Origin of the sequence: Marinomonas rhodophyticola (assembly GCF_026113935.1) — a bacterium.
In the GTDB taxonomy this organism is placed as follows: domain Bacteria; phylum Pseudomonadota; class Gammaproteobacteria; order Pseudomonadales; family Marinomonadaceae; genus Marinomonas; species Marinomonas rhodophyticola.
In genome coordinates this window covers 914,749-937,761 of the sequence record NZ_JAPEUL010000009.1, presented here as the reverse complement: position 1 = coordinate 937,761, position 23,013 = coordinate 914,749, and the positions used below count along the sequence as shown (strand labels likewise).

Here is a 23,013-nt window from a genome sequence, read left to right as displayed (position 1 = left end):
CGGAGTATAGAGGAAGCATTGCAATAAAACTATGGTGTCTTACATGCTGTTACCTATCAGATAAAATAAATAAGAATGGATACCTTTTCGTCTACTTTTTTCTAAATAATCACCAAAAAAAGACACCATAATGGTCAGTAATCCGTTATGGTGTCTTCTGTTTTATAAAATTTTAGCGATAAATGTTGTTATAGCACCAACTCACGACCGTCTTTAACTTACGTTTCTACTCTATTACATCCTTGATTTAACGCCTTATTCCACCGTAACGGATTTCGCTAGGTTACGTGGTTGGTCTACGTCTGTACCTTTGACCACAGCGACATGGTAGGACAATAGCTGTAATGGAATGGTGTGAACAATCGGTTCTAAAATACTGTCTACTTTTGGCACTTCAGTGAAGATGATGTTGTCTTCGTTATGTAGGTCTGTGTCCTTGTCTGCAAAGACATACAATTCACCACCGCGGGCTGCTACTTCTTGCAAGTTAGACTTGAGTTTGTCCAGCATGTCGTTGTGAGGAACGAGGGCAATAATTGGCATGTCTTCATCAACTAAAGCCAATGGGCCGTGCTTGAGTTCACCCGCTGGGTAAGCTTCAGCGTGAATGTAGGAAATCTCTTTGAGTTTCAATGAGCCTTCCAACGCGATAGGGTACATGGTGCCGCGACCTAAGAACAAAGCATTGTGCTTGTTAGCAAAACGATCAGCCACTTCCTTAATATGGGCATCTTGTAATAGTGCTGCGTTCACGTGAGCTGGCAATGAGCGTAAGGCTTGCACTAGCTCTTTCTCTTTTTCAGCAGACAACCCATTTTCCACGGCAATGGCAACGCTGGTGATCAACAACGCTGTTAGTTGAGTGGTAAAGGCTTTGGTAGATGCCACCCCGATTTCTGGGCCAGCATTGGTAAGAAGAGTCAAGGCAGATTCGCGCACCAAGGTACTGGATGGCACGTTACAGATCGCCAATGTCGTTAAATAGCCCAGTTCTTTTGCCATGCGCAACGCCGCTAAAGTATCGGCGGTCTCGCCAGATTGTGACAGGGTCAAAAATAAGGTGTTCTTTGGCACGGCCACTTTGCGATAACGGTATTCACTGGCGACTTCGACACTGCACGGTATGCCCGCGAGGTCTTCGATCCAATATTTTGCCACCATACCAGCGTGATAACTGGTACCACATGCAACGATGTGAACATTTTCGACTTCTTTTAAGAAAGCAGAGTCGGCGCCAAAACAGCTCGTTAGCACTTTGCTTTCACTGATGCGGCCTTCCAAACAAGCGCTAATGACTTTCGGCTGTTCGTAGATTTCTTTTATCATGTAGTGGCGAAATTCGCCTTTGTCCGTGGCATCAATGTTGTGGTTAAACACACTGATTGGACGTTTTTGCAAGTCACCGTTTGAGTCATAAATAGACACACTATCGCGGCTGACTTCAACCACATCACCTTCTTCTAGGAAGATAAACTGGTCAGTCACGTGCAATAAGGCCAATTGATCGGAAGCGACGAAGTTTTCTTCTATCCCCACACCAACCACCAACGGACTGCCTTTACGAGCCGCAATGAAACGTTCATTGTCGTCTTTTTGTACCACGCCAATCGCAAAGGCGCCGTGTAATTTGGTTAATGTGGTTTGCACGGCTTTTAATAAATCCGGCTGCGTTTTCATCGCATCGTGAATGAGGTGAACAATAACTTCGGTATCGGTCTCGGATCTGAATTCATAGCCTTTTTCTTTCAATTCGCGGCGCAAGGGTTCGTGATTTTCAATAATACCGTTGTGCACCAAAGCAAGATCATCACCGGAAAAATGCGGGTGAGCATTAGCTTCTGTCGGTTTGCCATGGGTGGCCCAACGAGTATGCGCGATGCCCATTTTGCCATCGAGGGGTTGCGCTTCAAACTTGTCTTTCAGTGCTTGCACTTTGCCTACGGCACGGTGTGAATACACACCTTCTTCGTTGTTAATTGCCACACCAGAAGAATCATAACCACGGTATTCTAAGCGGCTAAGCCCTTCGATAAGAATTTTTGATACATTACGGCGTGCAATGGCGCCAACTATTCCGCACATGTGAGAGTCCTTTTTTAAGTCTGCTAAAGGATCAGATCCCTTAAAAATACAGTGTCATTTAGTTCGAGAAATCGTTTCGTTTAGGGGACCTGCCCCTTTTCACTTAGAGAGCCGTTACTTTTTAACAGGTCTAGGCCAATTGTCTTTGTTAGTTTGCCTCGCTCTGGCAAACGCAAGTTGCTTCTCACCGACTTGTTTAGTGATGGTCGAACCCGCTGCGATCGTCGCCCCTTCGGCAATTTGTACCGGAGCAACAAGCGAAGTATTAGAGCCAATAAATACGTTATCGGCGACCTGTGTGAGATGTTTATTCACGCCGTCGTAATTGCACGTAATCGTTCCGGCACCTACGTTTACATTGGCACCCATGTCGGTATCGCCAATGTAACTCAAATGATTGACCTTACTGCCTTCGCCAATTCGCGCTTTTTTGGTTTCAACAAAATTGCCGATTTTGGCATTGTTCGATAACTGTGTGCCAGGACGCAAACGCGCAAAAGGCCCAATGTCACAAGACTCACCCACTTGGCTATCGTCTATTAAAGTATGGCTTTTAATGACGGTGTTATCGCCAATGATGCAGTCTTTTAGGTGGCAGTTAGGGCCAATTTCAACGCCATTGCCCAATACCACTTTGCCTTCGAACACACAGTTTACGTCTATCACAACGTCATGGCCTGTGGTCAATTCACCGCGCACATCAATGCGAGATGGGTCCAATAAGGTGGCACCGTTTTGCATCAGATGGATGGCCTGCTGATGTTGCAGCTCTCTTTCTAATGCGGCTAATTGTACTCGGTCGTTGACGCCCGCCACTTCCGCTGCGTTTTCAGGATTCACTGTGACGATATCCACACCATCACGAGCGGCCATGGCAATCACATCGGTCAGGTAATACTCACCTTGGGCGTTGTTATTGGTTAGCGCCGCAAGCCAAGTCTGCAGATGGTTATTGGGCGCCAATAAAATCCCCGTGTTCACTTCTGTGATAGCAAGCTGACTTGGTGAGGCGTCTTTTTGCTCAACAATGGCAGTCACTTTACCCTGAGCATCCCGTACGATACGGCCGTAACCTGTTGGATTATCGAGAGATATAGTCAGTAAAACCAAGGTATTTGGTGTTGATAAAGCCGTCATTTTTTCCAATGTTGAAGCTCGAATCAGAGGAACATCACCGTATAAGGTTAATGTGGCACCGTCGGCTTGTAAAAAAGGAGCAACACGGCGCAAAGCATCGCCCGTACCTTGTGGATCATGCTGCCAAACAATATTGGCCGAAAAATCCTGACAATTGGCTTCGACCTGCTCACCTTGATGGCCGACAACAAGATGCAATTTGGCTTCTGGCAGGGTGCTGGCGGTCATTAACACCCGTCTTACCATGGCGATACCGCCAACTTTATGCAGTACCTTAGAAAAAGTGGATTTCATTCGGCTGCCCTTTCCGGCAGCCAGAATTACGATGTCCTGAGTCATGAAGCGTCCTTGTATTGGCGTCTTGAAATAATGAATAAATTATCTATGGACGCTATTAGACCCTGTTGCAAAAAACGTCACAACCCAAATTGTCACAAAAAAATGACATTTTTTCACCAAACACGGTAAGTCGATGATTTATTGGTATTTCAGAGGCATTTAAAACAAAGATTGTCATGAAAAAATTAACCAAAAACAACATAAACTCAGGCCTATTAAGATTGCCACTCCATGGTGTCTATCGACCTTGTTAGTCGCGCCTTTAGGCCGTCAAAAATTACAAAGGCCCTTGTCGCGCTAAAGCACGACCTTGTATGATGAATTTAATGGTTATTGAGGTGTATTATTTAACCATTATCGGGAGGCCGCGGCGACCTTGAGGCAGTGTACTGACCTCGCGTGTAGAGTGGCTCCCGCCTCATTTACTCATCTCGAAGAGTATCAAGAAGCACACTTAAGTGACTTCGCGTTACAAGGTTGAGCGGTAAAAAAGTGCGAGGTCGGGAACCGATAATTATTATCCAACCAAATTAGCGAGTACGCAAATTATGAGCACATTTGTAGGTATTGATATCGCAGCAAAAACCGTTGACCTTGTCATACGCCATGACAATAAAAATAGTCTAGTAAAAACCTTTGAGCAGACGCCAAATGGGCGAACAGAAATACTTACTCTCCTGCAACAACATGCGCCGCAATCTGTCGTTATGGAAGCCACTGGAATCTATTATTTGGATTTAGCTGTCGCGCTTCATGATGCCGACATACCTATCAGTGTGATTAACCCTAAAAGCTTTAACCACTTCGCTCAAATAAAACTAGAACACAGCAAAACTGATAATATTGATGCTGGCTTACTGGCTGAATATGCACAACGAATGGCACCTGAAAAGTGAACGCCTCCCCAGAAAAATAAATTAAAAATACGAGATATATCAAGGCAGATCAATCGTTTAACAGATGATTGCACCAAAGCGAAGAACCGCTTACATGCTATGAAATCTTATGAAGACACCTCTGATCTAGTCATCCATGATGAGCAAGATGGCATTGCGTACCTAGAAAGTCGTATTCAACGCTTGCGAATGGCAGCCCTAGAAATGATTAAAAGCGATACTGAAATAGCACAGCAATTTAATAATATTCTAGCGGCTAAGGGCATTGGAGAAGTCTCTGCTATTGCGATGCTAGGAGAGCTGATTATTTTACCTGAAACACTTAAGGCCAATCAGGTTAGTCGCTATGCAGGTTTGGATGTCCGACTTAACCAATCTGGTAGCAGTCTCAACCGTCCAGGTAGACTCAGTAAGGCTGGAAATGCTTATTTGCGTAGCGCGCTCTTTATGCCTGCCATGTCGGCTGTACGTCATGACCCAAATGTAAAAGCGTTTTACGAGGCATTAGTCGCACGAGGTAAGAAAAAGATACAAGCCATGTGCGCAGTTATGCGTAAAATGTTAACAGGGATATGGGCGTGTTTAAAATTAAACACACCCTATGACTCCTCAAAATTATTCAGTGATGAGCATAAAAAGCTTGCGCTTAAACAGAGTATCTACATAAACCCTTGACGCGCCTTTACAAAAACCATCGTCAACGGCGAGACATTCAGAAACAAAAAACGCCTCAGCAGAACTCCCTTGTTCTGCTGAGGCGTTTGTATTCAATAGCGGCTATAGGCTTTTCACAAACGGCCGATATTTGCCTATTTTTTGTAGCTAGATAGGTATTTATCTAACGTTTCTTGGCTAGCGGCTTTCACTGTCATGCCGTTTGGGCCTGAACCAATGCTGGTAAATTGTTTTGCTGGCTCGCCATGCTCTTTAAAGAATGCTAGATCTTCAGAGCCTGCTTTAAATACCCAAAGACGGCCGTCTTCAACTTCTGTTTTGAAGCCATCAATATCGTATTTTGAAGCCATAGACGACTCTGTCGCCGTAGTGGCACAAGCGGTCAAAGAAGCGCCTAGCAAGATGGCAATAAGAAGTTTGCTTTTGTTCATAGTAGTACCCTCTCAAATGGATTGTTTAAAATTGAATAAACCCATAATGAAAGATGTACATGACAGAAAGATGACATAAAACAGATATTATATTTTTTTCCATATATATTAATTTTCATATATTTTAAAAAACACATATATTAACATTGCCAATACCATAAGGCTTAGGCCGACTTATGGCTCAGTAGCATCAGGAGCATCCTTTGAACCCTATACAATTTTATAAGTGTCTCGCTGACGAAACGCGCTTACGCTGCATGTTACTTATTCATTTAGAAAAGGAATTATGCGTCTGTGAGTTGATGCAGGCCCTTGACGAAAGTCAGCCTAAAATTTCTCGTCATCTGGCTCAATTACGCCAGTGTGGTTTATTAACAGACCGTCGTCAGGGTCAATGGGTGTTTTATAGTATCAATAAAACATTGCCTGAGTGGGCCTTGTCTGTTCTATCCGAAACCGCCACTCAGAACGAAGATTTTCTTGTTATCAATCAACAACAATTGCAATGCATGGGGGATAGACCAGAACGTGCCGTCGCTTGCTGCGCATAGTATTTAAACAACATAAGGAAGTTAAAAGTGGGCGTGTAAATGGGAGTGCCTGTCATGTTTGATGGCTCACTCTTTTCATTGGTTACTGTATTCTATTTGAGGTAAGTATGACAATTAAGGTCGGTATTAACGGTTTTGGTCGGATGGGGCGTTTGTCTTTTAGAGCGGCATTCGATTGGGATGACGTGGAGTTTGTACAAATCAATGATCCCGCTGGCGATGCCGCCACATTGGCGCATCTGATCACTTTCGACTCAGTTCATGGGCGCTGGCATCATCAGGCTCAAGCGCAAGACAATGTGATGATAGTGAATGGCCAACGCCTCGTCTGCACACAAAACAAAACCATCGCAGAAACCGACTGGTCTGGCTGTGATGTGGTGATCGAAGCCAGTGGCAAAATGAAAAGCAAAGCCCTACTGCAAGCTTACCTTGACCAAGGTGTGAAACGTGTTGTGGTGACCGCACCAGTAAAAGAAGACGGTGTGCTGAATGTGGTCATGGGGGTTAACCAGCATTTGTACGATAAAGCTCAACATACCATTGTGACGGCGGCGTCTTGCACCACAAACTGTTTGGCGCCTGTGGTGAAAGTGATTCATGAAAAATTGGGCATCAAACATGGCTCCATGACCACCATCCACGATATTACCAATACGCAAACCATTCTTGATGCGCCCCATAAAGATTTGCGCCGTGCCAGAGCCTGTGGCATGAGTTTGATTCCAACCACGACGGCTCTGCAACGGCTATTACACATATTTTCCCTGAGCTAACAGGCAAATTAAACGGTCATGCAGTGCGCATTCCTTTGGCCAATGCGTCGTTAACCGACTGTGTGTTTGAAGTGGAACGTGAGACCACGGTAGAAGAAGTCAATCAGCTGTTAAAAACCGCATCGGAAACCGAGTTAAAAGACATTTTGGGGTACGAAGAACGTCCGCTGGTGTCCGTGGATTATAAAACCGACCCCCGCTCCAGCATTATCGATGCCTTGTCCACCATGGTAATCAATGGCACTCAGGTAAAGCTGTATGCTTGGTACGACAATGAATGGGGCTACGCCAATCGCACCGCGGAATTGATGCGTATGGTTGGCCTTGCTGATCAGGAATAATCCAACATGTTAAGCCTTGCGCAGCTTTCTCCAGACATTCGTCAATACCTGGTCGTTACAGGTAATTACTGGGCTTTTACCCTAACCGATGGCGCCTTGCGCATGTTGGTGGTGTTGTATTTCTATGGGCTAGGTTACAGCCCATTTGACATTGCTATGTTGTTTGTCTTTTATGAAATCTTTGGGGTTGTTACCAATCTTGTCGGAGGTTGGCTTGGCGCCCGGCTTGGCTTAAATCGCACCATGAATGTGGGGCTGTTTATGCAAATCATCGCCCTCGCCATGTTGCTGGTTCCGTCCAGTTTACTCACCGTGCCTTGGGTTATGGGGGCACAAGCGTTATCGGGCATTGCAAAAGATTTGAATAAAATGAGCGCCAAAAGCTCGATCAAATTGCTGGTGCCCAATGACGCTCAGGGACAGCTGTACAAATGGGTCGCCATTCTCACTGGGTCTAAAAATGCCTTAAAAGGCGTTGGCTTCTTTTTGGGTGGCGCACTGCTTAGTCTATTAGGATTCCAAGGCGCTATTTTGCTCATGGCAGCTATGCTGACGTTGGTGTGGATCGCCAGTTTGATTAGCCTAAAAAAAGACCTTGGCAAGGCGAAAAACAAACCTAAATTCACTGACATTTTCTCGAAAAGCAAAGCGGTTAACTATTTATCCGCTGCGCGGCTGTTTTTGTTTGGTGCGCGAGATGTGTGGTTTGTGGTAGCGCTGCCGGTGTTTCTGGCCAGTACCTTTGGTTGGGATCATTGGTATGTAGGGGGATTTCTAGCCCTGTGGGTCATTGCTTACGGCATTGTGCAAAGTCTTGCACCAAGACTCACCGGCAAAGCAGACGGCAAAACACCCGATGGACGACACGCCTTTGGCTGGGCACTGGCACTGGGGATAACGCCCATTTTTATCGCGCTTGCTTTGGATTATAACTGGCAGGTGGAATTCGCGGTTATTGCCGGATTGCTCGCCTTTGGTGCCATCTTTGCGGTGAACTCATCTTTGCATAGCTATTTGATTGTCAGTTATGCAGGGGAAGATGGCGTTTCTCTCGACGTGGGTTTCTACTACATGGCAAACGCCATGGGCCGACTCATTGGCACCGTGCTCTCAGGATGGCTTTACCAAGACTACGGACTGGCAACCTGTCTTTGGTTTTCCACAGGATTTATCGGCCTAACGGCGCTCATTTCATTAGGATTGCCCAAACATAGCAGAGCAGCTAAGCCTATTTTGCCTTAGTGCTGTGTTATTTATTTATCTTATTGAGATCAATGACTTCTTCGCGAATAAAGCCATATTTAACCTATCTATTCAATATTAATAGTCGACGGAATACAAAACCATACTTGACTTACTCACAATTGGATAAAATAATGGAACCATGTTCCATTATAAAAACAAGATAGGAAATAGCAAAATATGGCAAATATAACCCTAAAAAACGTGACCAAGCGTTTTGATAAGCTAGAGACGATACACAGTGTCAATCTTGAACTGTGTGACGGAGAGTTTGTGGTTTTTGTCGGCCCTTCTGGCTGCGGTAAATCTACCTTACTACGCTTAATTGCTGGCCTTGAGGAGATAACAGAAGGCGTTATTGAAATCGGCGATAAAAACATGAATAACATCGCGCCAGCTAATCGAGGCGTCGCCATGGTTTTTCAATCTTATGCCCTCTATCCACATATGAGCGTCAGAGAGAATATGAGTTTTGGCATGGAAATGCGAGGCGAATCAAAAGAAAACATTCACACACGAATCACCAAAGCCAGTCACATTCTGCAACTTGATGAGCTGCTTGATCGCAAACCAAGACAACTCTCTGGTGGTCAACGACAGCGTGTGGCAATTGGTCGAGCTATTGTACGTGAACCTGATGTCTTTTTATTCGATGAGCCGCTTTCCAACTTAGACGCTGAGCTACGTGTTGACATGCGCATACAGATAGCCCAACTCCATAAAAAACTCAAATCTACTATGATTTATGTCACTCACGATCAGGTGGAAGCCATGACTTTGGCGGATAAAATCGTTGTCCTACGAGCTGGCTACATTGAACAAATCGGTTCCCCTATGGCGCTATATCACAATCCCAACAATACATTCGTTGCAGGCTTTATCGGCTCTCCCAAAATGAACTTTTTACCCGCAGTTATTAGTAATATTGAAGCGGATAACCAAGTTGTGATTGATTTTAATGGGCAAAAAATACCCTTTAAATCCCAATCGGATCAACTCGCTGTAGGAGACAAAGTGACACTGGGATTTCGTCCAGAACATATAAATCTAGAGCTGCAAGAAAGCGGCTTTCATTTTGATATCAGTGTTGACGTAGCAGAACATCTAGGTGGCATCAGTTACCTTTATAGTCACTTTGAAAACCACCATGTAATAGTTGAAGTGTCTGGTGAAAATCTAATCATATCCGGTGAAGTATTAAATGTTGGAATCAAACAGAGCGACTGCTACTTATTCGACCATGCAGGCAAAGCATTGATTGAACGCGTTCTACCAAATCGATAGCTGTATAAAAAATAACCCTTTACTAACGCGCGTTAGTTTAGTATTTATTAGAGAATTAATGGGTCGAAATTTTTTTAACCAAAAAAACTAACGCGCGTTAGTTCAATAAAAATAAGAAGGAATCACCATGCCATTTATGTCGCGCAAAATGAAAAATTCGCTTTTTGGGTACCTGTTTATTTTTCCTGCTTTGATTGGCTTTTTGCTTTTTTATGCATGGCCTGCTGGTCGGGCTGTAGGCATAAGTCTAACCGACTGGAATTTACTGAGTGAGCCATATTATGTTGGAACCGACAACTATGTCGACATGCTCGAGGACGATCAGTTTTGGAATGGTTTAAAACTCTCCGCTTACTACGTGCTGCTCAATATTCCTTTGCAAATTATGCTGGGATTGTTTTTAGCGGTCGCCATGGATCGTTTGACCAAATCTCTTTTTGTCAAAGCCGCTATCTTACTGCCGTATTTACTCTCCAATGTTTTAGTGGCATTAGTCTGGCTGTGGATGTTAGATCCGATTCTAGGGATTGTGAACAGTCTAATTTCTTTCTTTGGTTTAGCACCTCAAGCCTATCTTGGTGATCCAGATCAAGCTCTTATATCGGTCGCCGCCATTAACATTTGGCGTCATATGGGATTGTGCGCCATGCTCTTTTTAGCTGGCCTACAGACGATTCCGAAATACCTCTATGAATCGGCATCTTTGGAAGGGGTCACGGAATTTCAAATGTTCCGCAAAATCACCTTGCCGCTGTTAAGGCCTGTGATGGTATTTGTCTTAGTCACCAGTGTCACAGGATCATTCCAGATCTTCGATACCATTGCGGTTACCACGGCAGGAGGCCCTCTCGACTCAACCAGAGTCATTGTCTACTACATAGTTCAAAACGCTTTTAGCTTTTACAAAATGGGCTATGCCTCTGCGATGTCAGTCACCTTATGCATGATTATGCTGGCTTACACTCTTCTTCAAATGCACATTATGAGGGCTTCCGAAAGTGATCTTAATTAAAAAAATTACCCCTGCACGTTGCGTCGCTTGGTTGATCTTAATCACCATGTTGGTGGTGACCATCTTTCCATTACTGTTTGTGGCAAAGACATCCTTTGTGCCAGCGGAAGAGCTGTATACAACATCGACACAGCTCTTGCCTGACAATCCAACGACGTCTAATTATAAAAAGATTTTTGGCCTATTGAGTACTGAGGAATCCATCGCCGCTGGCGGTTCTGGTGCGAATATAAACATCACAACGTCAATGATTAACTCGGTCATTTTTACGGGTATTATTGTCATTGTGCAAACCTTTAATTGCGCGTTGGCCGCTTACGCTTTTGCCCGAATTCCCTTTTATGGCAGCAGGCTACTCTTTGGTGCTTTTGTTGCCTCTATGATGATCCCCAGTGTGGTTACCTTGATCCCAAATTTCGTCTTAATGAGAGATTTAGGGTTACTGAATTCCATGCTTGGTATGGTGGCACCCTTCTTCTTAATGCACGGTTTCGCCGTATTCTTTTTACGACAGTTCTTTATTTCTTTACCCAAAGATATCGAAGAAGCCGCGCAACTTGATGGCGCAAACTCGTTCATGATTTTTTTCAAAATTGCCCTGCCACTCAGTTGGAATTTCATTAATGACGGTGGCCACTTTAACCACCATTAATATGTGGAATGAGTTTCTCTGGCCTTTTCTCATTGCGACCGATGACAGCATGAAGACCTTACCCGTTGCCCTGCAGTCATTCAAATCCCAAACCCCTCAAGGTCAACCTGATTGGGGCGGTTTAATGGCAGCCACCGTCATTGCCACTATTCCGACCATCATCATGTTGTTCTTTTTTGGTCGTCGTATCGTCGAATCTGTCCAGTTTACTGGCGGTAAATAAAAATAACAAAGGAGATATACCATGAAAATACAACGTCTTGCATTCACTTCTCTTGCCATAGCGGTCAGTGCAAGTGCTGCCCAAGCGGTGGAAATAAAATATGTACTTTGGGATTCTAACCAGCTCCCAGCTTACCAACAGTGCGCTACGGATTTTAGCGCGAAGCATCCGAACATCAGTGTCAAAATCACCCAATCGGGTTGGGATGATTATTGGACGGCACTCTCTACTGGCTTTGTTTCTGGTACTGCGCCCGATGTGTTCACAGATCATTTGGCAAAGTACCCTGAGTTTGTGAAAAACAACCAACTTGTGGACCTATCTAGCTATATCGAGCGTGACAAACTGGACCCCAGTATCTACACAGACGGCCTTTACGAGGTGTGGGGCAAAGACGGCAAACAATTTGGCTTACCCAAAGACTGGGACACCATTGCCATGATCGTCAATATGGACATGGCCGAAAAAGCGGGGGTGACCTTAGATGAGCTAAATTTGATGACATGGAACCCGCAAGACGGTGGCAGTTTCGAACAAATTGTTCGCAAACTGACACTGGATAAAAATGGCAACAATGCAACCTCAGATAAATTTGACCCCAATAATGTGGCGGTTTATGGCTACCAAAACCCTGGTGCTGGCGGCATGTTAGGACAAACAGAATGGAGTTATTTTGCTGTTTCAAATGGCTTTAAATTCCAAGACAAACCTTGGGGAAGCCAATTTTATTACGATGACAAATCCCTTGTTGACACCTTGGATTATCTTGCTGGACTGTCTAAAAAAGGCCTTTCTGCCGATTTTAAAAACACTCAGTCTCTTGGTTCAGACTCTATGTTTGTCGCAGGCAAAGCCGCCATTATTCCTCAAGGTTCATGGATGATTACTTACTTCGATAACAATGTGAAAAGTAAGTATCACTGGGTTCCTCTGCCTAAAGGCCCATCAGGTAAACGCGCCACCATGTTTAACGGCCTTGCCGATTCTATTTGGAGCGGCTCTCAGCACAAAGAAGAAGCATGGCAATGGGTGAAATATTTGGGATCCGCTGAATGCCAAAGCGTCGTTGCGTCAAAAGGTGTGGTCTTCCCTGCCATTAAAGGCATGGCGGAAAAAGCTGTTGGTGCCCAAATGCAACGCAATATCGACTCGTCTGCCTTTCTGACCATGTCGCAATCTGAAACCTATCTTCCTCCGATTGCGAAAAATGGTGCACGTATCGATAGCACGATGGAAAGCGCCATTCAATCAATTTTACTCGGCAAAGAAAGTGCACAAAAAGCCCTTTCAGATGCCAACAAAAAAGTTCTCCGTTACAGCAAATAACAACAATTAATCTGGCCAGACTCTTTTTACGTGAATGGCCACTGACTAAAGGATAGACATAATGCTTTCTCCTAAAATTGTACTTATTGGAGCGGGTAGTACCGTTTTTACTCGAAACCTATTGGGCGACATCTGGTCTTTGCCAGCCCTTAAACATGCCAAAATTGTGTTGCATGACATTGACGAGCATCGCTTGGATCTCTCTTTAGCCGTAGCACATAGATTGGCTGATATGCTTGATATTAAACCCGACGTTAGTACCGAAAAAAATCGTCGCATTGCCTTAAAAGACGCCGATTTTGTCCTTAGCACCATTCAAGTGGGTGGCTACAAACCAGCGACAGTGCGCGACTTTGATATCCCCAAAAAATACGGTCTTGAACAGACGATTGGCGATACACTAGGCATCGGAGGCATCATGCGAGGACTGCGCACGATCCCAGTCATGTTAGAGATGATAAAAGATATGGAAGAAGTCAGTAGTGATAAGGTCATCCATCTCAACTATGTAAACCCAATGGCAATGATTACTTGGGCTTTAAACAAAGCAAGCGACAAAGTCAAAACCGTTGGCTTATGTCACAGCGTACAGCACACAGCATATGAACTGTCTCAAGATCTTGGCATTCCAGTGAATGACATAGCGTTTCAGTGTGCTGGCATTAACCATATGGCGTTCTATACAAAATTAGAGCACAAGGGTGAAGATCTATACCCCAAATTAAAAGAGCTGGCCAAGCAAAATACAATGCCAGATTGGAACCGTGTTCGCTATGAGGTAATGCAACAATTCGGCTATTTCCCCACAGAATCCAGTGAACACTTTGCCGAATATGTGCCATGGTTTATTAAACCTGGACGTGAAGATTTGCTTACTGACTTCCATATTCCACTCGACGAATACCCAGGCCGATGCCAAGTCTATGAGGTAGCGTGGCCTTTTATCGAAGAAGAATTACGTCACCCAGGATCACAATCCACAGCGATGCTGAAAGATCAGCTGAAAGCAAAAAATATCAAGGTGATGTCACGAGAAATTGATAATGCAGCGCACATGCTTTCTGGCCTATCAGAAATCAAACGCTCCGTTGAATACGGTAGTACCATTATCAATTCCATGGTGACGGGAGAGCCAAGCGTAATTTACGGCAACGTTATCAATGATAAACTCATTGAGAACCTACCTGAGGGTTGTGCCGTTGAACTCGCTTGCTTAGTCGATCATAATGGCGTGACTCCAACGCGTGTTGGCCATTTACCTGTTCAACTTGCCGCCCTAATGCGAACCAATGTGGGTGTACAAGAAATGGTGGTAAACGCCGTTTTAGAGCAGAATAGAGATCATATTTATCATGCTGCCATGTTAGATCCTCACACCAGTTCCGTGCTCGATATAAAACAAATACGTGCTATGGTGGATGAATTAATGGAAGCACATCGGGACTACCTACCCGACTACTTTTACCATTAACCTAACTGTAACTTTTGCGCTACTCTTTACTCAAAAATAATAAGCATCGAGTGGCGCTTATTTAGGATACCGATATGAAACCAACCAGTATCGAGGTGGCTAGACTTGCCGGCGTCTCTCGAACCACCGTATCCTTTGTATTGAACAATGTTAAAAAGTCTGGCATCAGCGAAGCAACTCGCACCAAAGTACTCAATGCGGCAGCAGAACTGGGTTATGAACCTAATGCGGCAGCCCAATCTCTTGCTTCTGGCTCGTCAGCCACCATAGGACTCGTGCTACCCGATATTCAACATCTTTATGTGGATGCCTTCTTGGCTCGTGTTGTCGCTTCTGTAGCGGAAGAATCTCGCGCGCAAAACATGAAATTATTAATCGAATCTACCGATGGCGAAGCGTCACAAAACTATCGAAGATTGGCAAAAAGTGGTCGAGTGGATGGCTTGATTGTCGTGAACCCTAGAGAAGGCGATTATAGAGAGCTCTCTGAGATCAATCGTTTATTCATGCCTCTTGTTGCCTTTGGCAGCCCATCACGTAGCATTGCAACGGGATACGAATTCAGTACAACCGGCAGTAATAACTTTGTCAATGCAAAACTAGCCGTTAACCATCTTATCCAACTCGGTCATAAAAAAATTGCTCATATTGGCTTCGCATCCTCTGCTTTTGCCAGTGTGCATTCTCGAGAAAGAGGTTGGTTAAGTGCTCTAGAAGAAGCCGGTCTGGAACAATACGCTGTCAAAGAATTTGCCAACTTAAGTGCCGACAGTGGATACCAAGCCTGCTTGCGTTTACTGCAAAAAAACATCCCCTTCAGCGCGATTTTTGTTGGTAATGACACCGTTGCATTTGGTGTCATGAAGGCTTTATTCGATAATGGCTTAAGAGTCCCAGAAGACATCGCCATTGTTGGCTATGATGACATTCCATTGGCCAACTTCGCCCCGGTTGCTCTCACCACCATAAAAACCTTCCCAGAAGAACATGGTCAGAAATCGGTGGCCATGTTGATAGAGCAGTTAAACGGTAGCACATCGGCAAAGCATCATAGAATTGAATCTCAGTTGATTGTGAGAGACTCTTGTGGTTCGAAGCTAACAACATAAAAAGCAGAATAAAAAGACGTTTCAGCAGACATCAATCATCCTCCGCAAATAGGGTTTCTATCTCATCCCATTGGGGTAATCGATGTTTTTAGGCGCCACATATAGTGTTAAACCTAGAGTTAAACCGACCGCATCTGGGTAACGTTACTGAATATCTAACGACCTGGTGAAGTGGCCATTTTCGATCAATGACAAGGTCGATTTATGAATACCTGCCTGCCCTGCGATCTGCTTTTGCGTTTTCTTCATCGCTTTGCGTGCGGCACAAATTTTCTCGCCGATTTCTTCTCGATCGGCCATTCTGCCATCCAAAACCGCTACTGACATATAAAAAGTTGCTATATAACAAACACATTAGCCGATTTAATGCTTCTTCTGATACACAGAGAAGTCGATGACATTGTCTTTGTGTTTAACGTCTTTGATCTTCTCAGAGCTGGATTTGGCGTTTTTAGAGTTGGTGTTTGTAGGCTTGGCATTCTTTTGATTCCGTTCGCCTTCCCCCAGATGAGCAACACCAACTGGCAAGGACTTGAGTAATTCAGCAAGGGCGGCGTCGGCGGCGTTGTCATCCAAGTCTTCTACCATATTGCCTAATGAGAAGTGTTGAACGTAATTTTTCACTTCCAACAAGTTCGGTGTGATGGTTTTTTCTGGATCAGAAGAATAGGCATTGAGCCATTGCAGTAAAAAAGCTTGAACAGGATAGAAGTGACCTTTTTGGCCTTTCGCATGACGGGGTATTTCACCGGTATAAAGGTTGAAGTCAAGTAAGTCCTCTTCCTCTTCGAGCATGAAGTCTTCGTAACAATGACGCTGCAAATACCAGGACACATCATTCATATGAGCTTGCGCGCTGCGATCGTTGCGTTGATAAAATAGCGCATTGTTACCTCTTTGATGGCACGCTTCTAAGGATTCAGCAATCTCTTCTACGTTCATATTATGGGGGGCGGTAATGCCCATAATATTCAGGTACAAATGCCCTTCAAAATCGTTTAAAAAACTGGCTACGTCCCCTTTTTGGGCGCTAACATAGTCATGCAATAACGTGTGTTGTAGTCCATCACCAGCAAGTATTTTTGCCGTTTCACCGATATACAGTGTACTAACCAATGCCACTCTGTGTCGTATGCCTTGGTTAGCCCTAACCGATCAGGAAACACCACACCATCTCTGGCCTGTTCGATGGATTCAGCAATGGTCTTGTGCGGTGGCGTTGCGACACAGGTGCGCTTTTCGCCTTTTACCGTGGTAGTAAAACACTCCATCGCGGCTTTCGTACAGTTAAATACCCACATTAGAGGCCTCCGGTCATGCGATTGGTAGGGAATACATTCTTATCAACTACCTGTTATTTTGCCACATAAGGACAAAAGCTCATTGGACTTTCGTTAAAAACAGCGTTTTTTGTCGGTATGTCTCCTTAGTCATGCTGTGAGCCTAATGGAATGCCCTGCTCTGGAGAATAAAAAAAGGCGAACCGATTAATTGGTTCGCCTAAAGCGGTTGTTACTTATCAGTTCAGGGAATCGAGATTGTTACTCAAGCATGTTGGTAGTAACCGTATTCATTTTCGTATTCTTCATAAATGTCTCGCGGCATTTTCTTCTGCGGTCTCATCTTATGAAAAGCGGCTTTTAATCGCGTGGCTTTGTGTTGTAGTCGTTCAATGCGTCGTGTCACCGTTCGGCTTGTACGGCTAGCAGCGCTGTCTATGGCCGAATACAAATCGGCTTGTTGCTCGCTTATTACCACTTCTTTTTGGCCATTGAGTTTGACCAGAACTTGGCAGTGCTTGTCTTCACCACCTTTCGGACCGTTGACATCGGTAAGCGTCACGGTCACTCGTTGAATATTGTCATAACGGGAATTCAAGGCAAAATTAAGACGACGTTTCACATACGCTTTTAAACTTTTGGTCAGCGCTAGACGACGTGCTTGGACTTTGATTCTCATCTTGTTCTCCTTCACTCATGAATGAGTAAGTTATGTTGGAAGTTTCACGTTACTCACAAAAACTCATAAGATATAATCGAATTATTTATGTAAACAATCAGCTTTTCTCGAAGTATTGGTGAAACATGATCAATTTCAAACATTTGCACTATTTCTGGATGGTGGCAAAACAAGGCAGCATTACAAAAGCCAGCGAGCATTTGCACATTACCCCGCAAACCATCAGTGGACAGATCGGCTTACTAGAAGAGCAACTGGGTAAAGAACTGTTTAGCAAGGTAGGCCGCAACCTCGCGTTGACCGATACGGGTCATATGGTGATGAGCTATGCGGATGAGATATTTTCCTTAGGCAGTGAGCTGGAGCAATCAGTACGCATCGCATCCACCGATAGAACGCAATTACTCAGGGTCGGGATCGCTGATTCTATTCCTAAATCCATCGCTTATCGTTTGTTGGCACCCGCTATGGCACTCGAAGATCCAATACGCTTTATCTGCAAGGAAAACAGTCTCGAAAGTTTATTAGGGGAATTGGCGTTGCATAAGCTGGATCTGATTATTGCCGATGGTCCCATTCCACCCCACTTGGGCGTGCGTGGCTATAACCACTTTTTGGGCGAATGTGGTACGTCTTTTATGGCGGCACCAAACCTAATAGAACAAGATAAAGCGGATTTTCCAAAGAACCTAATAGGTGCGCCTTTTTTGATTCCCAGTGATCAATCGTTAATACAAATTCAACTCTTACAATGGCTGGAAAAACACCATATTCATCCGAAAATCATGGGGGAATTTGATGACCGAGTCCTGATGAAAACCTTTGGTCAGGCAGGTGCGGGGGTGTTTATCGTGCCATCGGCTATTGCGAACGAAGTGGCTAAGCAGTTTCATGTGGAAGCCATCGGCAGCACCGAAGAAATACGCGAGCAGTTCTTCGCCATTGCCACCGAACAACGCCTTTCCAACCCAGCGCTGGTTGCCATCACAGACGCGGCAAAAGGCTGGTTAAAACATAAGTAACAACGCAAAGATAGCCGCACTTTATAGGCTATCTTTTACGCTTTTTTAGTTCGTTCTACTAGGTCAGACGGTTTCATTTGCCAAACCAGCTTGAAGCCTTTTGCCCCCAAATACAGGAACAAAATAGGAATCAAGACCGTATTAAACGCAAACAGTGCCAATAAGGTAAGGAAATCGTTGACGAGACCATTGAGCGTGCCCACGTACTCACTGACCTTGTCTTTAAAATGATTCAGGCCAAAAGCACTTTGCTTCATAGAAGCAAAAAACTTTGCTCTTCTGAATCCAGATTCTCTAAATCATCAATGGACGCTTGTAGCATACTAATCTTAATTTGGCTGGCTTGTATCGTCTGCTGAAGGCTATGGCGCTCATTCGCTAAAAGACTCTGCTCTGCTCGTAAATCCGCTAATATTTTGTCGTTATTAAAGACAATGTCTAACGTAGATAAGGTCTCTTTGCGAGCCGATATCTGACGATTCAGAGACGCATTTTGGGCCGTTAAATCCGCTAATCGTCCATTGTGCTCGGACAGCATTTTTTCTTGCTCGTTGAGCTTGGTTTGCACACTTTGTTTGTCTTTCTCCAAAGATTGTTTTAGATCGAATGCAACCCCTAGCCCCGTCGTGACATCATTCATATCAGCCGAATACACTTGAATTTTATCCATGGTTTGCGTCTTTTCATCACTTAAAAACGATGCATCAACCAGCGCTGACAGTAACACCACCAGTACCAATAAAAACTTCGCCCCCACGGCAGTAACAAAGACTTTATACGCCACTTCAGCAAAACGACTTTTGCACCAATATAAGTAGCCAAACAGCAAACCAGAAAACGTCACAAAGACTTTAAAATACACGGTGGAGATGATTTTAAGCAAAATACTTTGAAAGATAAGCGACGACACTGCGACCTTCATGACACCGGAAAAATCTTCGATCATGTCGTTAAATGGGTCTAATAACTCACCAATGGTTACAGAGCTGACAAACACACTGATTTGGATGCTTTGTAACACCGATACCGTCGCGTTAAACAACTTAGCCAAACCAAACGCACTTAACGCCTGCACTAAGGAAGAAGAGACATAGTCAGATGCTTTACTGTCAAGCAAGCCCCACCACGAAAAAACAATCGCCAACACAATGGCAAGGTAATAACCGTTTATTTTACCGAGTTGCTTAAGCACTTGTTTGCCCTCTTCCTTTGGATGTGTCTTTATAGCAGTTTAGACATGAAAAGAGCGACAAAAGATAGCAATGAATGTCACAGGACTGGTCAAAAATGGTACGCCCGAGAGGATTTGAACCTCCGACCTTCGCCTCCGGAGGGCGACGCTCTATCCAGCTGAGCTACGGGCGCATTAGGGTTGTCTGACGGGGATATCTTTGCATGGAGCAAAGTAGGCCAGAACAAATTTGAGTGCGTATTCTAAAGGAAATCCCTCAGGATTCCAGTGCTTAATACAATAATGTTAGCCCAAAGTGTTGATATTCTGCTTTTGCACTAAGATTTCGGACGACGAACGGGTCTGTGGTCGCTGCCCGATGGTGTTTTCGTCATGATTAGCCAATGGCGTGCATTTCTTTGACGACAAATTCGTTTACTAAGTCATCCGCTAGGGCAATGTAGGCTTTGATGTGCGCACTTTCCATGTGGTCATGCCAGACGTCGTAACCTGTCCAACGCTCTAAAAACACAAAGACATTTGGATCTTGGTTATCTTGATGTAGATCGTATTGCAAACACCCGGCTTCAGCTCGAGTTGGCGCGACCAAGTTTAATAAAGCACTTTTTAAGGGACTCCGCTTTACCTGTTTTCGCAGTGATGGTGGCCACTAAAGTGAGCACATTTTCCATTGTCATTCTCCATTACAGTACCTGACTGTTTTACAACGTGTGTATTGTCATTGCCTAACCATGACCGAATAGTCATCTGTCAGTACGGTTTTATCGTATAATGATTTGACTGTTAAGTCCTTAATCGAAAGAAGGAAGTACCGTGTTTTTTATCCGTCTGTTGCGTTCTTATCGGCCTCTTGCTCTGTCGTTTGGCGTTTGTTTACTCGCGCTCTTGCCCGCACATGGTCAAGCTTCTGAGGAAACAAACACCACAGCACAACCCTATTCTGGTCGTCCAGTGACGCAGATTTATAACACTTATTGTATTGCTTGCCATGTCAATGGCGTTGCAGGGGCGCCACGTATAGGTCATGCCGAAGAGTGGCAACCACGCATTGAAAAAGGTATAGATACTTTACTAAAAAATGCGACCAATGGCTTTAAAGCCATGCCACCAAAAGGTTTGTGCTTTGATTGCAGTGAAGATGAGCTGCGTGGTGCGATTCAATACATGATCGACAATAGCCCAAGCAATTAGCTATTTAGCATGGCTTTTAAGGCCGATAAAGACGCGAGGCCTCGTTCTTTTTTCGCGCTTTCGCCTTCGTCACCGCGCCCTTCCCAAACAAGATCTTCTTCTGGCAGTTCGTCTAAGAATCGGCTCGGCATGCAGTCGATTTCTTCGCCATATTGACGGCGTTTGGCGGCTAAGGTAATGCATAAGGTTTTCTTCGCTCGAGTGATCCCGACGTAAGCCAAACGGCGCTCTTCTTCAATGTCGTCGTTTTCAATGCTGTTTCTGTGCGGTAACAGTTCTTCTTCGCAGCCAATTAAGAAAACGTGAGGGTACTCAAGACCTTTAGAAGCATGCAGTGTTAACAGCTGAACCTTGTCTTCGTCTTCCTCTTCTTCTTGGCGTTCTAACATGTCGATTAATAACAGTTTACTGATGGCTTGATCCAAGCCTGCGCTTTCGTCCTCTTCCCATGCGGATTCCATCATGCGCTGGATAGAGTCCAGCAGGAAACGCACGTTTTCAATACGGCGTTCCGCCGCTTTTGTCGATGAGGTTTGTTCCTGAATCCAACTGTAGTAATCCATATCATGGATCATTTGCTCGATCACAGGCACAGGCGACGCACCGCCTTCTAAACGCTTACGCAATGTAGAGAGCCAACGTTCAAAATCTTGTAAGCTTTTTAATGAGCGCCCAGTAATGCTGTCTTCTAGCTCTTTATAGCCCGACGCTTCGAACAGGCTGATACCGCGCTCGGTGGCAAGGTTGCCGACTTTTTCTAACGTGGCTGGGCCAATTTCTCGACGCGGTAAATTAACAATGCGTAAAAATGCGTTGTCGTCTAATGGGTTGACCAAAAGACGTAAATAGCCCATTAAGTCTTTGATTTCGGCGCGGGAGAAAAAAGACGTGCCGCCGTTCATCTTATAAGGGATGCGATAAGCTTGCAGTTTGATTTCCAATAGTCGAGCTTGGTGGTTACCACGGTATAGGATGGCAAAATCTCGATAGGGAATATCATGACGTAGGTGCCGAGATTGTATTTCAGCCGCGACACGTTCGGACTCAGCGTCTTCGTTACGCGTTACCATGATACGGATCGGGTCGCCCTCTTCGTGATCACTCCACAAGGCTTTGTCGTAAATGTGTGGATTGTTGGCAATCAAGGTATTGGCGGCTTTGAGGATACGTTTGGTGGAACGATAGTTTTGCTCCAGTTTGACCAATTTTAAATTGGGATAATCCACCGACAAACGTTCCAAGTTTTCTGGGCGTGCCCCGCGCCAGGCGTAAATGGATTGATCGTCATCTCCCACTAGGGTAAAGCAGCGACGAAAACCCGCTAATAAGCGAATCAATTCATACTGACTGGCGTTGGTGTCTTGGCACTCATCCACCAGCAGGTAGCGTACCTTTTTCTGCCAACGCTCTCGCAACTCCTCGTCAGCCATTAACAGACTGACAGGCAACAAGATTAAATCGTCAAAGTCCACCGCATTGTAAGCACGTAAATAACGTTGGTATTGCACATACACTTGTGCGGCAAGCAAAAACTCTTCTGTGTCCGCATTGGTGATGGCTTCTTGCGGTGTTGTTAAATCGTTTTTCCAATTGGAAATGGTGTTCTGACAATACGCCGCTGCGTCCATTTGACCATTGAATTCTTTATCCAGAATCTCTTTGACCAAACTGAGCGAGTCTTGGGAGTCAAATAGGGTAAACCCTTCTTTTAGGCCAGCACGACGATATTCTTTGCGAAGAATCCGTAACCCTAAATTATGGAAAGTCGAAATACTCAAACCTCGGCTTTCTTGCTTTGATAACATGCCAACCACACGCTCTTTCATTTCACGTGCGGCTTTGTTGGTAAAGGTTACCGCAATGATGCTATTGGCTTTAAAGCCACAAGTTTGGATCAAATAGGCGATTTTCGTCGTAATTACACTGGTTTTTCCGGAGCCAGCGCCTGCCAATACCAGCAAAGGGCCATCAATTTGTTTGACGGCATCCAATTGACGTTCGTTGAGATTACGCAGACGTTGGGCTATGGAGAGTAATGGTTCGCTCATGGAAAACTCAGGCTCTGGCTATTAAAAATCAGCCGTAAGTGTACCCGACAATCG

At 44.7% G+C, this 23,013-nt stretch carries 24 protein-coding genes, 1 tRNA gene and 1 pseudogene; 14 read left to right on the top strand and 12 right to left on the bottom strand.

Going from position 1 to position 23,013, the window contains the following annotated elements; translation table 11 throughout:
• Positions 1-255: 255 nt before the first annotated feature.
• Both glmS and glmU read right to left on the bottom strand, forming a co-directional pair.
• Positions 256-2,082: a glutamine--fructose-6-phosphate transaminase (isomerizing) gene (glmS, locus tag ONZ52_RS19285; protein ID WP_265220263.1), complete on the bottom strand. Its 1,827-nt coding sequence runs from the start codon at positions 2,080-2,082 to the stop codon at positions 256-258.
• Positions 2,083-2,196: 114 nt separating this feature from the next.
• On the bottom strand, positions 2,197-3,558 hold the full coding sequence (gene glmU, locus ONZ52_RS19280) for a bifunctional UDP-N-acetylglucosamine diphosphorylase/glucosamine-1-phosphate N-acetyltransferase GlmU (RefSeq protein WP_265220262.1): 1,362 nt from the start codon (positions 3,556-3,558) through the stop codon (positions 2,197-2,199).
• A 548-nt stretch (positions 3,559-4,106) separates the two neighbouring features.
• On the opposite strand from glmU, the gene ONZ52_RS19275 reads away from it, so the two are divergent.
• Entirely contained in the window at positions 4,107-4,454 is a 348-nt protein-coding gene (locus ONZ52_RS19275; protein WP_265220261.1) for an IS110 family transposase, read from the top strand.
• Between the two features lie 99 nt (positions 4,455-4,553).
• Complete coding sequence (locus tag ONZ52_RS19270) at positions 4,554-5,129, top strand: transposase (RefSeq protein WP_265220260.1); 576 nt, start codon at positions 4,554-4,556, stop codon at positions 5,127-5,129.
• 134 nt (positions 5,130-5,263) lie between these two features.
• On the opposite strand, the gene ONZ52_RS19265 is transcribed toward ONZ52_RS19270, so the two are convergent.
• On the bottom strand, positions 5,264-5,560 hold the full coding sequence (locus tag ONZ52_RS19265; protein ID WP_265220259.1) for a hypothetical protein: 297 nt from the start codon (positions 5,558-5,560) through the stop codon (positions 5,264-5,266).
• A 203-nt stretch (positions 5,561-5,763) separates the two neighbouring features.
• Here ONZ52_RS19265 and ONZ52_RS19260 point away from each other — a divergent pair, with 203 nt between their 5' ends.
• The 10 genes and pseudogenes from ONZ52_RS19260 to ONZ52_RS19215 all read left to right on the top strand — a co-directional run bounded on the left by ONZ52_RS19260 (position 5,764) and on the right by ONZ52_RS19215 (position 15,547).
• A complete protein-coding gene (locus ONZ52_RS19260) occupies positions 5,764-6,111 on the top strand; it encodes a metalloregulator ArsR/SmtB family transcription factor (protein WP_265220258.1) in 348 nt (115 codons plus the stop codon).
• 107 nt (positions 6,112-6,218) lie between these two features.
• A pseudogene (locus ONZ52_RS19255) lies at positions 6,219-7,228 on the top strand (ArsJ-associated glyceraldehyde-3-phosphate dehydrogenase).
• Between the two features lie 6 nt (positions 7,229-7,234).
• The gene (arsJ, locus tag ONZ52_RS19250) at positions 7,235-8,470 is read left to right on the top strand and encodes an organoarsenical effux MFS transporter ArsJ (RefSeq protein ID WP_265220257.1); all 1,236 of its coding nucleotides are present in this window, start codon (positions 7,235-7,237) and stop codon (positions 8,468-8,470) included.
• 180 nt (positions 8,471-8,650) lie between these two features.
• Positions 8,651-9,754: an ABC transporter ATP-binding protein gene (locus tag ONZ52_RS19245; protein WP_265220256.1), complete on the top strand. Its 1,104-nt coding sequence runs from the start codon at positions 8,651-8,653 to the stop codon at positions 9,752-9,754.
• A 127-nt stretch (positions 9,755-9,881) separates the two neighbouring features.
• Positions 9,882-10,766 (top strand): carbohydrate ABC transporter permease, encoded by an 885-nt coding sequence (locus ONZ52_RS19240; RefSeq protein ID WP_265220255.1) that lies wholly within the window; start codon positions 9,882-9,884, stop codon positions 10,764-10,766.
• A complete protein-coding gene (locus ONZ52_RS19235; protein ID WP_265220254.1) occupies positions 10,753-11,418 on the top strand; it encodes a carbohydrate ABC transporter permease in 666 nt (221 codons plus the stop codon). Before ONZ52_RS19240 ends, ONZ52_RS19235 begins: the two co-directional genes overlap by 14 nt.
• Positions 11,390-11,641, top strand: coding sequence for an ABC transporter permease family protein (locus ONZ52_RS19230; RefSeq protein ID WP_265220253.1), 252 nt, complete (start codon positions 11,390-11,392; stop codon positions 11,639-11,641). The genes ONZ52_RS19235 and ONZ52_RS19230 overlap by 29 nt, the downstream gene beginning before the upstream one ends.
• A 21-nt stretch (positions 11,642-11,662) precedes the next feature.
• The gene (locus ONZ52_RS19225) at positions 11,663-12,967 is read left to right on the top strand and encodes an ABC transporter substrate-binding protein (protein ID WP_265220252.1); all 1,305 of its coding nucleotides are present in this window, start codon (positions 11,663-11,665) and stop codon (positions 12,965-12,967) included.
• A 61-nt stretch (positions 12,968-13,028) separates the two neighbouring features.
• Positions 13,029-14,438 carry an alpha-glucosidase/alpha-galactosidase gene (gene melA, locus ONZ52_RS19220; RefSeq protein WP_265220251.1) on the top strand — a complete coding sequence of 470 codons (1,410 nt, stop codon included), beginning with the start codon at positions 13,029-13,031 and terminating at the stop codon, positions 14,436-14,438.
• Positions 14,439-14,512: 74 nt separating this feature from the next.
• Positions 14,513-15,547: a LacI family DNA-binding transcriptional regulator gene (locus tag ONZ52_RS19215; protein ID WP_265220250.1), complete on the top strand. Its 1,035-nt coding sequence runs from the start codon at positions 14,513-14,515 to the stop codon at positions 15,545-15,547.
• Positions 15,548-15,691: 144 nt separating this feature from the next.
• Here the strand turns inward: ONZ52_RS19215 and ONZ52_RS19210 are convergent, their stop codons facing one another.
• From ONZ52_RS19210 to ONZ52_RS19195, 4 genes are all read right to left on the bottom strand, one after another.
• Positions 15,692-15,874, bottom strand: coding sequence for a helix-turn-helix domain-containing protein (locus ONZ52_RS19210; RefSeq protein WP_265220249.1), 183 nt, complete (start codon positions 15,872-15,874; stop codon positions 15,692-15,694).
• A gap of 36 nt (positions 15,875-15,910) precedes the next feature.
• Positions 15,911-16,669: a DUF6933 domain-containing protein gene (locus ONZ52_RS19205; protein WP_265220248.1), complete on the bottom strand. Its 759-nt coding sequence runs from the start codon at positions 16,667-16,669 to the stop codon at positions 15,911-15,913.
• Positions 16,558-16,848, bottom strand: coding sequence for a hypothetical protein (locus ONZ52_RS19200; protein WP_265220247.1), 291 nt, complete (start codon positions 16,846-16,848; stop codon positions 16,558-16,560). The genes ONZ52_RS19205 and ONZ52_RS19200 overlap by 112 nt, the downstream gene beginning before the upstream one ends.
• Before the next feature lie 244 nt (positions 16,849-17,092).
• Entirely contained in the window at positions 17,093-17,506 is a 414-nt protein-coding gene (locus tag ONZ52_RS19195; RefSeq protein WP_111607117.1) for an HPF/RaiA family ribosome-associated protein, read from the bottom strand.
• 125 nt (positions 17,507-17,631) lie between these two features.
• On the opposite strand from ONZ52_RS19195, the gene nhaR reads away from it, so the two are divergent.
• The gene (gene nhaR, locus ONZ52_RS19190) at positions 17,632-18,528 is read left to right on the top strand and encodes a transcriptional activator NhaR (RefSeq protein WP_265220246.1); all 897 of its coding nucleotides are present in this window, start codon (positions 17,632-17,634) and stop codon (positions 18,526-18,528) included.
• Positions 18,529-18,563: 35 nt separating this feature from the next.
• On the opposite strand, the gene ONZ52_RS19185 is transcribed toward nhaR, so the two are convergent.
• From ONZ52_RS19185 to ONZ52_RS19170, 4 genes are all read right to left on the bottom strand, one after another.
• Positions 18,564-18,785, bottom strand: coding sequence for a hypothetical protein (locus ONZ52_RS19185; protein WP_265220245.1), 222 nt, complete (start codon positions 18,783-18,785; stop codon positions 18,564-18,566).
• Entirely contained in the window at positions 18,782-19,720 is a 939-nt protein-coding gene (locus tag ONZ52_RS19180; RefSeq protein ID WP_265220244.1) for a hypothetical protein, read from the bottom strand. Before ONZ52_RS19180 ends, ONZ52_RS19185 begins: the two co-directional genes overlap by 4 nt.
• A gap of 96 nt (positions 19,721-19,816) precedes the next feature.
• A tRNA-Arg gene (locus tag ONZ52_RS19175) sits at positions 19,817-19,893 on the bottom strand.
• A 203-nt stretch (positions 19,894-20,096) separates the two neighbouring features.
• Entirely contained in the window at positions 20,097-20,276 is a 180-nt protein-coding gene (locus tag ONZ52_RS19170) for a putative quinol monooxygenase (RefSeq protein WP_265220243.1), read from the bottom strand.
• 257 nt (positions 20,277-20,533) lie between these two features.
• On the opposite strand from ONZ52_RS19170, the gene ONZ52_RS19165 reads away from it, so the two are divergent.
• The gene (locus ONZ52_RS19165; protein WP_265220242.1) at positions 20,534-20,911 is read left to right on the top strand and encodes a c-type cytochrome; all 378 of its coding nucleotides are present in this window, start codon (positions 20,534-20,536) and stop codon (positions 20,909-20,911) included.
• On the opposite strand, the gene rep is transcribed toward ONZ52_RS19165, so the two are convergent.
• Positions 20,908-22,959, bottom strand: coding sequence for a DNA helicase Rep (gene rep, locus ONZ52_RS19160; RefSeq protein WP_265220241.1), 2,052 nt, complete (start codon positions 22,957-22,959; stop codon positions 20,908-20,910). The two genes, ONZ52_RS19165 and rep, sit on opposite strands and share 4 nt — an antisense overlap.
• Between the last annotated feature and the right edge of the window lie 54 nt (positions 22,960-23,013).

Excerpts from the sequence above, each read along its gene's own strand:
- glmS (WP_265220263.1), bottom strand. The coding sequence starts at position 2,082 with ATGTGCGGAATAGTTGGCGCCATTGCACGCCGTAATGTATCAAAAATT.
- glmU (WP_265220262.1), bottom strand. The coding sequence starts at position 3,558 with ATGACTCAGGACATCGTAATTCTGGCTGCCGGAAAGGGCAGCCGAATG.
- ONZ52_RS19275 (WP_265220261.1), top strand. The coding sequence starts at position 4,107 with ATGAGCACATTTGTAGGTATTGATATCGCAGCAAAAACCGTTGACCTT.
- ONZ52_RS19270 (WP_265220260.1), top strand. The coding sequence starts at position 4,554 with ATGAAATCTTATGAAGACACCTCTGATCTAGTCATCCATGATGAGCAA.
- ONZ52_RS19265 (WP_265220259.1), bottom strand. The coding sequence starts at position 5,560 with ATGAACAAAAGCAAACTTCTTATTGCCATCTTGCTAGGCGCTTCTTTG.
- arsJ (WP_265220257.1), top strand. The coding sequence starts at position 7,235 with ATGTTAAGCCTTGCGCAGCTTTCTCCAGACATTCGTCAATACCTGGTC.
- ONZ52_RS19245 (WP_265220256.1), top strand. The coding sequence starts at position 8,651 with ATGGCAAATATAACCCTAAAAAACGTGACCAAGCGTTTTGATAAGCTA.
- ONZ52_RS19240 (WP_265220255.1), top strand. The coding sequence starts at position 9,882 with ATGCCATTTATGTCGCGCAAAATGAAAAATTCGCTTTTTGGGTACCTG.
- ONZ52_RS19230 (WP_265220253.1), top strand. The coding sequence starts at position 11,390 with ATGACGGTGGCCACTTTAACCACCATTAATATGTGGAATGAGTTTCTC.
- ONZ52_RS19225 (WP_265220252.1), top strand. The coding sequence starts at position 11,663 with ATGAAAATACAACGTCTTGCATTCACTTCTCTTGCCATAGCGGTCAGT.
- melA (WP_265220251.1), top strand. The coding sequence starts at position 13,029 with ATGCTTTCTCCTAAAATTGTACTTATTGGAGCGGGTAGTACCGTTTTT.
- ONZ52_RS19215 (WP_265220250.1), top strand. The coding sequence starts at position 14,513 with ATGAAACCAACCAGTATCGAGGTGGCTAGACTTGCCGGCGTCTCTCGA.
- ONZ52_RS19210 (WP_265220249.1), bottom strand. The coding sequence starts at position 15,874 with ATGTCAGTAGCGGTTTTGGATGGCAGAATGGCCGATCGAGAAGAAATC.
- ONZ52_RS19200 (WP_265220247.1), bottom strand. The coding sequence starts at position 16,848 with ATGTGGGTATTTAACTGTACGAAAGCCGCGATGGAGTGTTTTACTACC.
- ONZ52_RS19195 (WP_111607117.1), bottom strand. The coding sequence starts at position 17,506 with ATGAGAATCAAAGTCCAAGCACGTCGTCTAGCGCTGACCAAAAGTTTA.
- nhaR (WP_265220246.1), top strand. The coding sequence starts at position 17,632 with ATGATCAATTTCAAACATTTGCACTATTTCTGGATGGTGGCAAAACAA.
- ONZ52_RS19185 (WP_265220245.1), bottom strand. The coding sequence starts at position 18,785 with ATGAAGCAAAGTGCTTTTGGCCTGAATCATTTTAAAGACAAGGTCAGT.
- rep (WP_265220241.1), bottom strand. The coding sequence starts at position 22,959 with ATGAGCGAACCATTACTCTCCATAGCCCAACGTCTGCGTAATCTCAAC.